The following is a 13,379-nucleotide window of genomic DNA, read 5'->3' on the forward strand; positions in this document are numbered from 1 at the left end:
GATTACTCCTCAACCCATTCCCAGCGCAAAGGTTGACCAAAGTCATCGAGAATGACCTTTTTGCGCGGGCGCGGCTTTTTGGGTTTGAGCGCTAAATGCGGTTTTTTACGTGCTTCAATTGCGGCGACTACTTCGGGCAATGGGGTGCGGTCTTCCTGACTTGTGCCATCAAAAATACTGATCAACGGCCCGTTCGCATCGGGGCGACCACTCAAACCGCGCGGTACTTCGTTTACGTGCCCACCTTTATGCAGGAACTCCTGGACTTGTTGTTCCAGTTCCTGATGCAGTTGGCGGCGGGTTTTGGTTGGTTTGATCATTGGCTATAAAGCTGGTCGATGACGTTAAAGGGTATCGTTAATCGCGGTTGGGGCAAAAAGCGCGATCTGCCAGCATACCAGCGCTGGCAGCAGCAGGGCAAATGGCGCTTTGGCATTGGCCTCGCATAGCGAGTCACCTTTAGGTAAACTGCGCGTCTTTCCACCGCGCTCGCACAGTTGCGGCAGCCTGCAGCTAGTTTTCAGGTCGCCGCTGCCCGATTTCCGCCAGTAACACAGCTTTCTACATGACCCAAGCCAGTTTAAAAATTACCGAGATTTTCTATTCGCTGCAGGGCGAGTCCACTACAGTCGGCCTACCGACGGTATTTGTGCGCCTCACCGGCTGCCCACTGCGCTGTGGTTATTGTGATTCCGAGTATGCATTCTATGGCGGCGAGCGCATGTCGCTTGGTGCGATTCTCGCCAAAGTCGCCAGTTTTAAGCCGCGCTATATCTGCGTCACCGGCGGCGAGCCTTTAGCGCAACGCGAATGCCTGACGTTGCTGACTGCCTTGTGCGATAAGGGTTATAGCGTCTCGCTGGAAACCAGCGGGGCTTTGCCGGTCGATAATGTCGATCCGCGTGTTATCAAAGTCGTCGATCTGAAAACTCCCGGCTCGGGTGAAGTAGGGCGTAACCGCTGGGAGAATATTCCACTGCTCAGCGCGCAGGACCAGATCAAATTTGTTATTTGTAACCGCGCCGATTACGAGTGGGCACGTTTTAAATTGGACGAGCATCAACTCGCCGATAAAGTTGCAGAAGTATTATTCTCGCCGGCATTTGGTCAAGTGACACCGCTGGAATTGGCGGAGTGGATTATTGCAGATAATCTTCCCGTGCGCTTCCAGTTACAGCTGCACAAAATTTTATGGAACGATGCCCCTGGCCATTAATACATTTGTGCATTGATGGCTGATCCTGTTTTTATTCGCTTGTCTTTTTTTAAATTTTATCTTTGTCGGTAGTAGTTATGTCGCAAAAGAAAGCCGTAGTACTCGTGTCCGGTGGTCTGGATTCCACCACAGTGTTAGCGATAGCGCGCAGTGAAGGTTACACCTGTTATTCCATGAGTTTTGATTATGGCCAACGCCATCGCTCGGAACTGTTTGCAGCAGAGCGCACCGCAAAAGCCATGGGTGTGATTGAGCATAAAGTTATCAAATTGGATTTGCGTTCGATTGGCGGTTCAGCATTGACTGATGATGCGATTGCTGTGCCCGAAGAAGAAACCGGCGGAATTCCTGTTACTTATGTGCCCGCACGCAACACAGTATTTTTATCGATTGCTTTGGGTTGGGCGGAAGTGTTGGGCAGCGATGATATTTTTATTGGTGTTAACGCGGTCGACTTTTCCGGTTATCCCGATTGCCGCCCCGACTATATCGCCGCGTATGAAACCATGGCGAACCTGGCTACTCGTGCCGGCGCGGAGGGTAATAAGTTGCACATCCGCACCCCCTTGATTCATTTAAGCAAAGCGGAAATCGTACAACTGGGGGTGAAACTGGGCGTGGATTACAGCTTGACCGTCTCCTGCTATCAAGCGAATGATCGGGGTGAAGCTTGCGGCAAATGTGATAGCTGCCGTTTGCGCAGACAAGGTTTTGTACAAGCCGGAATTGCAGATCCCACCTACTACCAACGCTGATTTCAGCAGTAATTACGTCCGATTAATTGCTGCTCAAACTCTGCTATCGGCACTGGTCTCCCGAAAAAATAGCCCTGGAACATGGAGCAACCATTTTGTTCCAGGAAGCTTTTTTGTGCTTCTGTTTCTACACCTTCGGCGATTACTTGCAGATTCATATTCTGCGCCATAGCGATAATCGTGCGCGTAATAATGGCGTCGTTAGGGTCAATCGCAATATCGCGCACGAAGGTTTGATCGATTTTTAATTGATCCAGCGGCAAGCGCTTTAGATAAGACAAAGACGAATAGCCAATCCCGAAATCATCCATCGAAAAGCCGATGCCATTATTTTGCAGCAGCTGCATTTTTTCGATGCTCTGATCCACATTTTTCAGTAGCGAACTTTCGGTCAATTCGAGTTTTAGCAAGCGCGGATTAATGTTGCTTTCACTGACGATATGTAAAACGTCATCAACAAAATGGGATTGATTGAATTGGATTGGGCTGACGTTAACTGCAATGCTCAAATGCGCCAATTGCGGTTGCTGGCTCCACGTCTGCAATTGTTCGCAGGCTTGGCGGATCACTTGTCGGCCGATGGCAACAATTAAACCGGTTTGCTCGGCGACGGGAATAAAATCGGCAGGCGAAATCATTCCATTTTCCGGATGCTTCCAGCGCAATAATAATTCTGCACCTATAGCCTTGCCGCTACTATCGATTTGCACTTGATAGTAAGGTATAAGCTGTTGGTGTGATTCGTAAGCGGTGCGCAAGTCGGATTCAATTGCCGCACGTTTTTCCAAATGCGATTGCATGTTGGGATCGAAAAAGCGAATCGCATTGCGGCCGCTGTCTTTGGCCTGATACATAGCCACGTCGGCATGGCGCAGTAGGTCATCGATTGTGCGCGTTTGGCCTTTGAATAAATTCACCCCGATACTGATAGTGCAGTGGAAAACCGATTGTTGTAACGGGTAGGGCAGGTTGATTAGATCGTGCAATTCTTCTGCGCGCTTTTTGGCTTCCAGTGCTGCCGTTTCGGCATTGTCTCCCAGATTGTCAAATACCACGACAAACTCATCTCCACCCAAACGCGCGGCCAAATCAGTCGTGCGAATAATACTGCTAATCCGCTCGGCGACCTGCACAAGGAGTTGATCGCCAATATGGTGGCCGCGCGTGTCATTCAGCAATTTGAAGTGATCAATATCGATAAACAACAGCGCACCGTGTTGATCGGTGCGTGCACTTTGTGCAGTCAGTAATTTGAGCCGGTCTTGCAGCATGCGCCTATTGGGCAAACGTGTTAGTGGATCAAAAAAAGCAAGGTTGTAAATTTTTTCCTGATCTTGGGCGCGGCGCAGCTCGCCGCTAATGCGGTCAGCAAAAATAAGCAACAGCGAACTGATTTGCGGTGAAATGGGGAGTGGATGCTCACCAAGTAAAACCAGAATACCAATCGGTTTTCCCTGCGTGTTCTTAATACCGACCCCGAGATAGCTATCAATATTGTATTGCGTTAGCAAGTCATCGTCAGGGTATCGCTGGCGTGCGCCTGTACTCATAAAGCACAGGTTTTCTTCCATTACATCATTGCAAAGTGTGCCCACTAATGGGTAGCGTATATTGGGTTGTAGTTCACCATTCATTAAATAGGTGTGGGTAAATACTTCACCTGCATTTTCCGGATCGATAAGGCTGATAATCGCGTGTTGCGCGCCGATTGCATTGGCGAGCGCATTCAGGATAGTGACAAAGAAATCCGGTGCAGAAGCAGCATCGGCAGCGGCAGCGGCGAGTGCCAGGTCCAGCCCTTTGCGCTCGGTAATATCCTGTACTGTTCCCTGCAATATTGTGGCATCGGCTGCTTCAAACGTATCGCCCTGCAGCTGCAACCAAAACTTTTGTCCGCTGATTTCCACACGGGTTTCCAGTGCAAGCGGCTTGTGATAACGCAAGCTGTCAGCAAGCGCATTGAGCACCATATCGCGATCATCAATATGGATAAAGTGATTAATAAAATCATTCATCTTTGCATGCAGATATTCGCGTGGAAGCCCGAATAATTCGCTCATGGAGGTACTGAAGCTATATTCATCGGAATACGGATTCCAGCTCCAATGGGCAACGCGCGCCATAATTTGCGCACTTTCCAGGCGCTGCTCGCTTTGACGCAATGCATCTTCAACTTGTTTGCGTTCGCTTAATTCCTGCTCGACTTGTAATAGTGCTTGGCGCTGCGGTCCCAAGTCGATATCAAGGCAATACATTTCCTTGTGATCAGGCGTGTCAATTAATACGTGATTGGAGTAGACCCAAACTTCATTGCCGTTCTCATGTTGCAAGGCTAATTCTCCTGAAGGGATTGCCTCATCTTTCTCATGCCAGTTTTCAATTCCTTGATACACTGCCTCGCGCATAAATTCGGGAATGATCAGATCTTCCAATTTTTTGCCCATCGCATCTGCTGCGCTAAAACCGTAGAGATCTTCACTCGCTTTATTCCAGAAAATAACTTCATGGAAACGATTGTAGCCTTGCACCGCAATATTGCGTGTAGCCTCAAAAATATTGCGGAAACGCTGTTCATTTTCCAGATCAGTCTGGTGCGTGTGGACACGTTTGGTAATGTCGCGCGCAAGGCAAATAAACCGGTCGTCTTCCCGGCGCTTACCGGCAAGTTTTGCAATCGAAAGTTCGTACCAGAAGGTGCTATCACCTTGTGCAATACGAATACTTTTTCCTTGGGATATGCCCCAGTTATCGGCTTCGCTCAATGCGCTCATCCATACGGAGACCGAGGTGGAAGCGAGTGTCTCGGACAGGTTTTTTCCCAGCACATCTGCGGCGGATAATGTGTGATGTTCGTTGGTGCCATTAAAAGCCAGCACGTGGCCCTGTCGATCAATTTCAAATAGCAAATCGGGGATCGCATGCAGAACAGCTTCGAGATGTTTTTTTTGTTTTTCCTGCTCCTGACTGGATTCGCCGAGTTGATGTGTCGCTGTAGCAATTTCGGTATGGGCGGCAGTGATCATCAAACCCAATATGGTCATACTGGCGGAGTAGATCCAAATCACCCAATAACTGACTTGCTGGGAGGGTAGGGAAAAGGGGCCGAGTTGGTTGACGGTCGACCAAATCGCCAGAAAGCTGAATCCAATCGTAGTAAATGCGCAGCCTAACAACCCGAACGAGAGTGCAGCCCATGCGACACAGACAAAACTGGTAAACACAATTGGCAGGTGCAGGTTGTTATCAAAATTATTAAGTGGAAAACAACACAAGCCGACTGCAAAACTCACTGCTGCTACGACAAAAAAATCCAGTTTGCGCTGCAGTACTTTGTCGAGACTGGCACGGTTGAAATTGGTCAGTAATGGTGTAGCAAGAAAAACACCGAGGCTATCACCCATCCACCAAATTAAGGTGGTGTATAAGCCGTCATCAAGTGACCCCTGGTTGTAATAATTAAGCGCAAAGCCACCAATGCTTGCAGATACCAACATGCCCAGCGCCCCGAGCATCAGAAAGCAAATGGTATTGGCGCGATGCAGTCGAGTGAGATTGCAATGCGCGCGGCGCAGCAGCCATAAAACAAAAAGTGGTGAGAGAGTGTTACCGGTTGCCAGGAGTAAATTGATCGCAAGGTTGGCACCGCTGTAGATTTGCAAAATCAGCGCGGCCAGGAAAACCGCAGGCCATAAGCGCGGCGACCAGCGATAAAATGCTGCCAGCGCGATTCCGCTGGGAAGCCAAAAGAGCGTGACCCGGTCGCTCTCAAATGGCACGCACAGGCCTAACCAGCCGGTGAGGCTGTAGGCCAGAAATACCATCAAAAATTGAGCGAGCCTGGGTGGTTTGGGCTTTGAAATCCCTTCCCCGGGTGAGGCAAAAAGCATGCGTCGGTCTCATTATCGACTAGGACAATTAATCCTATAACTAATCCAGTACAACACTTCTTCGCCCCTATAGCATTTCGGGCCTTTTAAAGAAGCTTTCTAAGAATAGGTTAGATTTGACGCCGTCGTCTTGTAAGTTTTTTTCCTTCCGCAAAATCCATTCATACCCACTCCATGGGCCTTGGGTTATGTGTTGATAAAGTTAGCAAAAAGCCTCTTTAATAACCAATTAATCTTTGCGGAATAACCATTGTGCTTTATTTCGCAAAAAAGGCTTGTCTTTTCAGGCTGAAACATTATTATACGCGCCTCGCATTTAGGGTCGTTAGCTCAGTCGGTAGAGCAGTTGGCTTTTAACCAATTGGTCGCTGGTTCGAATCCAGCACGACCCACCACTTAACCAAATAGTGGTATAAAAAGTACTAAATGGTGCTTAAAAAATATCAAGTGATATTTAAAAGTAGTAGATGCGAATCCTGTGGGTCGTTAGCTCAGTCGGTAGAGCAGTTGGCTTTTAACCAATTGGTCGCTGGTTCGAATCCAGCACGACCCACCATATTTTGTAGTGAATTGAAGAAGGGCGCTTACTAAAGCGCCCTTTTTTATTGGGTGAAAAATAGTATCGGTTAAGTATCGGGATTTTATTTAACCGCCAATCCCGATGCGGCTCTATGATAAAATTGCGTGCATATTATCGCTCGTAACTGCGAGCGAGCTTGAATGAGGCGATTACATGTCTGAATTTTTGAATCTGGCTGCGCGCGATACCGTCGCTGAAGATCTCGTCAAACAACACCTTGCCCGTGTATGGAGTGCACCTCAATACACGCCCGAGCAAGAGGCTGCATACAAGCTCCGTATCAAAGCCCTGCTGAAGCAGCACAATGCGGTATTAGTAGCGCATTACTACACCGATCCCCTGATTCAGGCGCTCGCTGAAGAAACCGGCGGCTGTGTTTCCGATTCTTTGGAGATGGCGCGTTTCGGTAAAAATCACTCCGCAGATACCCTGATTGTTGCCGGGGTAAAGTTTATGGGCGAGACCGCCAAAATCCTCACTCCGGAAAAACGGGTACTTATGCCCACCCTGGAAGCGACTTGCTCGCTGGATCTTGGCTGTCCTATTGATGAATTCTCGGCTTTCTGTGACCAGCATCCCGACCGCACCGTCGTGGTCTATGCCAATACCTCAGCAGCGGTAAAAGCGCGTGCAAATTGGGTGGTCACCTCCAGTATTGCGTTGGATGTGGTGGATTACCTTGATCGCCAGGGCAAAAAAATCCTTTGGGCACCGGATAAGCATCTCGGTGCTTATGTGCAGCAAAAAACCGGTGCTGATGTTCTCCTGTGGGATGGTGCCTGTATCGTTCACGAAGAATTCAAAGCGAAAGGGGTTGAGGATCTCAAAATCCTGTACCCGGATGCTGCCGTTCTTGTTCACCCCGAATCGCCCAAGTCAGTGGTTGATTTGGCGGATGTGGTGGGTTCTACCTCGCAGCTGATCAAGGCCGCACAAACCCTGCCGAACCGCGAATTTATCGTTGCGACTGACCAGGGCATTTTCTACAAGATGCAGCAAGTTAATCCCGATAAGATCTTTCATATTGCGCCGACAGCGGGCAGCGGTGCAACCTGTCGCTCATGCGCCAATTGCCCCTGGATGGCCATGAATGTACTGGACAATTTGGCAACTGTATTTGAGCAAAGTGATAACGAAATCCATGTTGATCCCGAGTTGGGCAAGCGCGCAATGATTCCACTGCAGCGTATGCTCGATTTTAAAAAATAAGTATTCGCTAACTCTTGATAGTGTTTTGCTTGTTTCGTTTGGCCCCACTCAGTACCATGGCGCCTTTCGTTATTTGATCGCCCTAATTCCCAACTTTTATCGCTACTTTATTTCGCTAGCTAACGGAGCTCTCGATGATTCAAGGCAGTATGGTTGCCCTGGTTACCCCCATGAATGCAGACAATTCCCTCGACTGGGCGAGTTTGCATAAGCTGGTGGACTGGCATCTGGAGCAGGGTACTCATGCCATAGTGGCAGTGGGCACAACCGGCGAGTCGGCAACCCTGAATGTGAACGAACATTTGGCGGTGATTAAAAAAATCGTCGATCAAGTCAATGGCCGCATTCCGGTGATCGCCGGCACTGGCGCCAACTCTACTTCTGAAGCTGTTGAGTGGACCCAAGCTGCAAAAGATCTCGGTGCTGATGCCTGTCTGCTGGTTACGCCTTACTACAACAAGCCGACCCAGGAAGGTTTGTTTTTGCATCATGCCCATATCGCCCAGGCAGTGGCTATTCCGCAGTTCCTTTACAACGTACCCGGCCGTACCGGTGTGGATATGAAGCCGGAGACTGCCCTGCGTTTGGCAAAAGTGCCTAATATCGTTGGTATCAAAGAAGCAACTGGTGATCTTGAGCGCGCTGCATTGTTGATTGATCAGGCTCCCGCCAGCTTTGCAATTATCTCGGGCGACGATGCAACCGCAGTCGATTTAATTCTTTTAGGTGGAAAAGGGGATATTTCTGTCACAGCGAATGTCGTACCTGCGGCCATTGCACGTATGTGTGAATTGGCGCTGGCTGGCAATGCAGGGGAAGCGCGTGCGATTAATGAGCGTTTGCTGCCTCTGCATACCGGCATGTTTGTTGAATCCAACCCGATCCCGGTTAAATGGGCAGTGGAACAGTTGGGTTTGATTCAATCGGGAATTCGCCTGCCGCTGACGCGTTTGTCGGAGCAGTATCACCAACAGGTTAAAACAGCGATGCAAGCTGCCGGTATTTAATCTGCCGTCCTTTGCATGTTGTCGATGAGATGATTCATGAGTCCAATTAAAGCAATGACCATAACAACAACACCTTTGCTGTCGATCAAGCGTCCTTTTTTGATGCTAATGGTTGCCAGCTTGACGGTTTCCCTTTCTGGCTGCGGTATATTTTTTGGCGAAAGTGGCCCATTCCGCAATCGCGAGAGTGACTATCTCAAGGCAGACAATATTCCTCCGCTGGTGTTACCGGCGGGTAAAAAATCGGAAACCATGGGCGAGCTTTACCCAATCCCGGCAATTACCGCGACTGATTTTGGTTTTGACCCCACCGCAGATGCGTATGAAGTGCCGCGCCCAATGCCGCTGTCGGCCAATCTGGAACAGGAAAACGTCAAAATCCAACGTGTGGGTGGCGAAAGCTGGATCCTGTTGAATGCAGCCCCGGGAGAAGTCTGGCCGCGCATTCGCAACTTCCTCAATGTGAATACCTTGGCGGTTAGTAAGGCCGATATCAGTAAAGGCATTATCGAAACCAGTTGGCTGCAATTTAAAACCGATTTGACGACTTACGATCGCTACCGTTTGCAGATCGATCAGGGTGTACAGCCTGAGACAACTGAAATCCACATCACCCACATGAGTGTGCCGGTTGCTGAAAAGCCGGCTGTTGATATGGACTGGCCGCGCCGTTCCGTAAATCCTGAACGTGAAAAGTGGATGCTCGATGAGTTGGCTGCAACCCTTGCGAGCGAGACTGCTGAAGGCGGTACATCGCTATTGGCTCAAACTATTGGCGGCTCGGTAAAAGCGAATTTGGGTGTTGCTGGCAATGAGCCTTTAATGACGATCAAACTGGATCGCCAGCGTGCCTTTGCTACCTTGAACCATGCAGCCAAGCAAGACGGTTTCACTACGTTTGATTCCGATACCGAAGCTGGTCTTATCTACGTTCATTACATCAACCCTGAAGATGCCAAACCGGGTTGGTTCAGACGTACTTTCCGCATAGGTTTAAACCCTAAACCGCCAACGTCGCGCTATAGCCTGGAACAAGTTAAGACCAATATGTTGACTGGTGATGCGTTTGAAAAAGCGCCCCGTTCAAATCGCGGTGCAGAGAAAGTACTGCCTGATGCTCCTGGTTATTTGATCGTGGTAACCGGTACTGAAGGTAATTTTGTTGTGCGTGTCCGCGACCCTTACGGCAAGCGTCTGACTCCACACGAAGCGCGCGAACTGCTGACAGTATTGCGTAGAAACCTGATTTAAATGCAGGCTCCGCTCCGTTTTGCATCCTTGGGCAGCGGTAGCCGCGGTAACGCTACCTTGGTGGAGTGGAGCGCAGGCAGGCTGCTGATCGATTGTGGTTTCAGTGTGCGTGAGGCGCTCCAGCGATTGGAGCGTTTGGGGCGCCGCGCTGAAGACCTGACGGCGATATTAGTTACCCATGAGCATACTGATCACATCAAAGGTGTTGCTGCGCTTGCCCGGCGTTATGATTTGCCGGTGTACATGACGCCCGGCACTTATAACAGCCGCAATTTGGGTGAATTGCCAGACCTGCGTTTGATTGAAGCCTACGCTCCTTTTATGTTGAATGATTTGCAGGTAACGCCGGTGGCGGTACCGCACGATGCGCGTGAACCGGCGCAGTTTGTGTTTGAATATGCGGGTTTGCGTTTAGGCGTATTGACGGATTTGGGCAGTATTACCGCTCATGTGGAAGCCCATTTCCAGGATCTGGATGCGATGGTTCTGGAGGCAAACCATGATCCGGTAATGCTCGCGTCGGGGTCCTATCCGCCATCGCTAAAGCAGCGGGTAGGTGGACTCTGGGGACATTTAAGCAACCAACAAGCGGCGGGATTCTTACAGCGCCTTAACTGCGCGCGTTTGCAGCATTTGGTTGTGGCACACATCAGCCAACAAAATAATTCGCTGGAGCTGGCGCAAGCTGCTTTGGCATCTGTCACAGCCGAGGTCAGACAAGTGACCTTTGCGTGTCAAAACCAGGGTTTTGACTGGTTATCGGTTTCTTGACTACAGCTTATTAACTATAGCTTCTTAAATTCTGTTTCATAATTTTTACTTTCGAATAGCAGGCCTATCAATGGAAAAGCGCGAACAACTCTACGCTGGCAAAGCCAAATCCATATACAAAACTGACGATCCTGATCATGTGATCATGTTGTTCCGCAACGATACCTCGGCCTTTGACGGCAAGCGTATCGAGCAGCTTGATCGCAAAGGTATGGTGAACAACAAGTTCAATGCATTTATTATGGGCAAGTTGCAAGAAGCAGGAGTTCCTACCCACTTCGTGAAACTGTTGTCGGATACTGAAGTACTGGTAAAAACCATGCAGATGATTCCGGTCGAGTGCGTAGTGCGCAACCTTGCTGCCGGTTCTCTGGTGCGTCGTCTGGGCGTACAAGAAGGGCTGGAGCTGAATCCACCTACCTTTGAACTCTTCCTGAAAAACGACGCCTTGGGCGATCCAATGGTCAATGAATCCCACGTACAATCATTTGGTTGGGCGACCCCGGAGCAATTGGCGCGCATGAAAGAGCTGACCTTTAAGATCAATGCGGTACTGAAGGATTTGTTTGCTTCGGGCAATATGCTGTTAGTGGATTTCAAAGTGGAATTCGGTTTGCACAAAGGCGAAGTCATTCTTGGGGACGAGTTCTCACCCGATGGCTGCCGTTTATGGGATAAAGACACCCGTGAAAAGTTGGATAAGGACCGTTTCCGTCAGAACCTCGGCAATGTTGTCGAGTCGTACGAGATGGTGGGCCAGCGCCTTGGATTAACCTTTTAATAAGGGAAGCCAGCACAGGCAAAGGGGCTCAGGCCCCTTTTTTTATTGCAGGTGAATTTTGGCGATTAGTATCTATACTCAAGAAATGCATTGCTAATAAAGCCGGAATGGCTAATAAATTATGGAGAATCTACAGTGAACGAACGCCGCGTATTTGAACGCACCTCAACCTCGGTGCGTGTTGAAATGTCCCACCCGAGTTTTGGTACGATTATCGGTTTTGCCAAAGATATTTCTGATGGTGGTGCGCAGGTGCAAATTGAAAACCAGATTTGCCCACCGGTCGGTACTGAGGTTTCAGTGAAGTTTAAAAAAGCGGTAGGTGCGATAAACGCAGAGCCAGTACGTATGCGTGTAGTCCATCAGCTGCGCAATACCATTGGCTTGATGTTTGTGCGGGGCGCTGTTTAAAACAGCCCCGCTTCTACCTATAGTGCGGTTTAGCTTGCGCATTGTTTTGGTAAGGTGAGTTGTAGTTTCTGGTTTTTCAGATTTTGTTGTAACTGGCGCAAATCATTACAGGTCATTTGCGGATTATCGCCCAGCTCCAGTTGTTTCAGATGCAACAGGTGCAGGAGTGGGGCCGGATTTTTGATCTTGTTATTTGACAATATGAGTTTTTCCAAGCGCCCCAGTTTTCCAATTTCAGTAATATCTGTTAATTGATTGTCCGCCAGATTGAGTTCGGTTAATGCAAAAAATTTATCCAAACCTGCAAGGGATTTAATGCCCGCATTACTGCAGTTTAATCGCGTGAGATCTTCCGCTTTGGTGATACGCAAATCGTAAATCGTTTGCTCCACGCAATCGTGTAACAATGAGTCAGCTAATTGGTAATCTTTAAATATCGACGGTGGCGTATAAACAATATTTTCATTGACGCTGACGGAATAATTCTTACATCCCGCTGTCAATAAACTGGTAGCCAATCCACAAAAAAGTAACAAAGATTTAAGATGCATATGGAATTTACCTGGTTTGGGGACGAAAATTGACCTACTGACCGGAGTTGGACAATGAGTCCGCGTAGTAATACGAAAGCAGTACAAACTGGTTGCAATGCATGTAAATGCTTGCAGCTACTTTAATCACAACGCTGTCTATCAGCAATCACAGAATTCAGTATTTGTTCAGTTCCATTCATCAACAATCACTACACATTATTAAGCAATTTAGTAGTTACTGTTTTTAATGTTTCTGTTTTTATCGTTCTAATGGAGAGTCCTGGTATGAAATATATTTTCGCAATTATTATGTCATTTGCCATCATCGGTTGTACTACTACAGATCCATACACTGGCGAACAAAAAGCCAGTAAAACGGTGAAAGGTGCAGGTGTAGGTGCAGTAGCCGGTGCAGTATTAGGTGCAGCAACGGGCGATAACGCCAAAGATCGTCGTGAGCGTGCATTAAAAGGTGCGGCAATCGGCGGTGTAGTGGGTGGTGGTGTGGGTAACTACATGGATCGCCAGGAAGCCAAGTTGCGTCAGGAACTGCAAGGCACCGGTGTACAGGTAAGACGTGAAGGCAATAATTTGTATCTGGTGATGCCGGGTAATATTACCTTTGCCTCTAACAGTGCAGATATTCGCTCCGACTTTTTTGCTGTGCTGAATTCAGTAGCCAAGGTATTGGCAGAGTTCAACCAAACCTCTATCAAAGTAACTGGCCATACCGATTCGACTGGTGGTGACAAAATTAACCAACCATTGAGTGAGCGCCGTGCTGACAGTGTTGCCACGTATTTGCGCAGCCAGAAAGTTAGCAGTTCACGCATCCAGGCCTACGGTTACGGCTCTCGTTATCCCGTTGCCAGTAATGACACGCCAAGCGGGCGCGATGCAAACCGTCGCGTGGAGTTGGAATTAGTTCCTAACGAACAGTAATTGACCTGATTGACCACAAAGCCGCTGCCTGATTGC

At 48.7% G+C, this 13,379-nt stretch carries 12 protein-coding genes and 2 tRNA genes; 11 read left to right on the forward strand and 3 right to left on the reverse strand.

Annotated elements, in window-relative coordinates:
• Nucleotides 1–2: 2 nt before the first annotated feature.
• The gene (locus tag AC1RJL_RS02990) at nucleotides 3–320 is read right to left on the reverse strand and encodes a hypothetical protein (RefSeq protein ID WP_492911266.1); all 318 of its coding nucleotides are present in this window, start codon (nucleotides 318–320) and stop codon (nucleotides 3–5) included.
• A 245-nt stretch (nucleotides 321–565) separates the two neighbouring features.
• Between AC1RJL_RS02990 and queE the strand changes: the two genes are divergently transcribed.
• Together queE and queC are read left to right on the forward strand one after the other, a co-directional pair.
• Nucleotides 566–1,216 carry a 7-carboxy-7-deazaguanine synthase QueE gene (queE, locus tag AC1RJL_RS02995; RefSeq protein ID WP_492911267.1) on the forward strand — a complete coding sequence of 217 codons (651 nt, stop codon included), beginning with the start codon at nucleotides 566–568 and terminating at the stop codon, nucleotides 1,214–1,216.
• Between the two features lie 77 nt (nucleotides 1,217–1,293).
• A complete protein-coding gene (gene queC / locus AC1RJL_RS03000) occupies nucleotides 1,294–1,971 on the forward strand; it encodes a 7-cyano-7-deazaguanine synthase QueC (RefSeq protein WP_492911268.1) in 678 nt (225 codons plus the stop codon).
• Nucleotides 1,972–1,973: 2 nt separating this feature from the next.
• Here the strand turns inward: queC and AC1RJL_RS03005 are convergent, their stop codons facing one another.
• Nucleotides 1,974–5,858, reverse strand: coding sequence for a bifunctional diguanylate cyclase/phosphodiesterase (locus AC1RJL_RS03005; RefSeq protein ID WP_492911269.1), 3,885 nt, complete (start codon nucleotides 5,856–5,858; stop codon nucleotides 1,974–1,976).
• Between the two features lie 319 nt (nucleotides 5,859–6,177).
• Between AC1RJL_RS03005 and AC1RJL_RS03010 the strand changes: the two genes are divergently transcribed.
• The 8 genes from AC1RJL_RS03010 to AC1RJL_RS03045 all read left to right on the forward strand — a co-directional run bounded on the left by AC1RJL_RS03010 (nucleotide 6,178) and on the right by AC1RJL_RS03045 (nucleotide 11,868).
• A tRNA-Lys gene (locus AC1RJL_RS03010) sits at nucleotides 6,178–6,253 on the forward strand.
• Nucleotides 6,254–6,338: 85 nt separating this feature from the next.
• Nucleotides 6,339–6,414, forward strand: a tRNA-Lys gene (locus tag AC1RJL_RS03015).
• 177 nt (nucleotides 6,415–6,591) lie between these two features.
• Nucleotides 6,592–7,647: a quinolinate synthase NadA gene (nadA, locus tag AC1RJL_RS03020; RefSeq protein WP_492911270.1), complete on the forward strand. Its 1,056-nt coding sequence runs from the start codon at nucleotides 6,592–6,594 to the stop codon at nucleotides 7,645–7,647.
• 134 nt (nucleotides 7,648–7,781) lie between these two features.
• Nucleotides 7,782–8,654: a 4-hydroxy-tetrahydrodipicolinate synthase gene (dapA, locus tag AC1RJL_RS03025; protein ID WP_492911271.1), complete on the forward strand. Its 873-nt coding sequence runs from the start codon at nucleotides 7,782–7,784 to the stop codon at nucleotides 8,652–8,654.
• 36 nt (nucleotides 8,655–8,690) lie between these two features.
• Nucleotides 8,691–9,905, forward strand: a complete 1,215-nt coding sequence (locus AC1RJL_RS03030; protein ID WP_492911272.1) for an outer membrane protein assembly factor BamC — start codon at nucleotides 8,691–8,693, stop codon at nucleotides 9,903–9,905.
• Entirely contained in the window at nucleotides 9,906–10,676 is a 771-nt protein-coding gene (locus AC1RJL_RS03035) for an MBL fold metallo-hydrolase (protein WP_492911273.1), read from the forward strand. It abuts the gene before it with no gap.
• Nucleotides 10,677–10,746: 70 nt separating this feature from the next.
• The gene (purC, locus tag AC1RJL_RS03040) at nucleotides 10,747–11,457 is read left to right on the forward strand and encodes a phosphoribosylaminoimidazolesuccinocarboxamide synthase (RefSeq protein WP_435785719.1); all 711 of its coding nucleotides are present in this window, start codon (nucleotides 10,747–10,749) and stop codon (nucleotides 11,455–11,457) included.
• 135 nt (nucleotides 11,458–11,592) lie between these two features.
• Nucleotides 11,593–11,868: a PilZ domain-containing protein gene (locus AC1RJL_RS03045; protein ID WP_492911274.1), complete on the forward strand. Its 276-nt coding sequence runs from the start codon at nucleotides 11,593–11,595 to the stop codon at nucleotides 11,866–11,868.
• A 29-nt stretch (nucleotides 11,869–11,897) separates the two neighbouring features.
• Here the strand turns inward: AC1RJL_RS03045 and AC1RJL_RS03050 are convergent, their stop codons facing one another.
• Nucleotides 11,898–12,419 (reverse strand): leucine-rich repeat domain-containing protein, encoded by a 522-nt coding sequence (locus tag AC1RJL_RS03050; RefSeq protein WP_492911275.1) that lies wholly within the window; start codon nucleotides 12,417–12,419, stop codon nucleotides 11,898–11,900.
• A 267-nt stretch (nucleotides 12,420–12,686) separates the two neighbouring features.
• On the opposite strand from AC1RJL_RS03050, the gene AC1RJL_RS03055 reads away from it, so the two are divergent.
• Nucleotides 12,687–13,343, forward strand: coding sequence for a YiaD family glycine zipper/OmpA-like lipoprotein (locus AC1RJL_RS03055; protein WP_492911276.1), 657 nt, complete (start codon nucleotides 12,687–12,689; stop codon nucleotides 13,341–13,343).
• The last annotated feature ends 36 nt before the right edge of the window (nucleotides 13,344–13,379 follow it).

It is taken from the genome of Cellvibrio sp. GW822-FHT04B05, from assembly GCF_058800985.1.

Excerpts from the sequence above, each read along its gene's own strand:
- queE (WP_492911267.1), top strand. The coding sequence starts at position 566 with ATGACCCAAGCCAGTTTAAAAATTACCGAGATTTTCTATTCGCTGCAG.
- purC (WP_435785719.1), top strand. The coding sequence starts at position 10,747 with ATGGAAAAGCGCGAACAACTCTACGCTGGCAAAGCCAAATCCATATAC.
- AC1RJL_RS03035 (WP_492911273.1), top strand. The coding sequence starts at position 9,906 with ATGCAGGCTCCGCTCCGTTTTGCATCCTTGGGCAGCGGTAGCCGCGGT.
- AC1RJL_RS02990 (WP_492911266.1), bottom strand. The coding sequence starts at position 320 with ATGATCAAACCAACCAAAACCCGCCGCCAACTGCATCAGGAACTGGAA.
- queC (WP_492911268.1), top strand. The coding sequence starts at position 1,294 with ATGTCGCAAAAGAAAGCCGTAGTACTCGTGTCCGGTGGTCTGGATTCC.
- AC1RJL_RS03005 (WP_492911269.1), bottom strand. The coding sequence starts at position 5,858 with ATGCTTTTTGCCTCACCCGGGGAAGGGATTTCAAAGCCCAAACCACCC.
- AC1RJL_RS03030 (WP_492911272.1), top strand. The coding sequence starts at position 8,691 with ATGAGTCCAATTAAAGCAATGACCATAACAACAACACCTTTGCTGTCG.
- nadA (WP_492911270.1), top strand. The coding sequence starts at position 6,592 with ATGTCTGAATTTTTGAATCTGGCTGCGCGCGATACCGTCGCTGAAGAT.
- dapA (WP_492911271.1), top strand. The coding sequence starts at position 7,782 with ATGATTCAAGGCAGTATGGTTGCCCTGGTTACCCCCATGAATGCAGAC.
- AC1RJL_RS03050 (WP_492911275.1), bottom strand. The coding sequence starts at position 12,419 with ATGCATCTTAAATCTTTGTTACTTTTTTGTGGATTGGCTACCAGTTTA.
- AC1RJL_RS03055 (WP_492911276.1), top strand. The coding sequence starts at position 12,687 with ATGAAATATATTTTCGCAATTATTATGTCATTTGCCATCATCGGTTGT.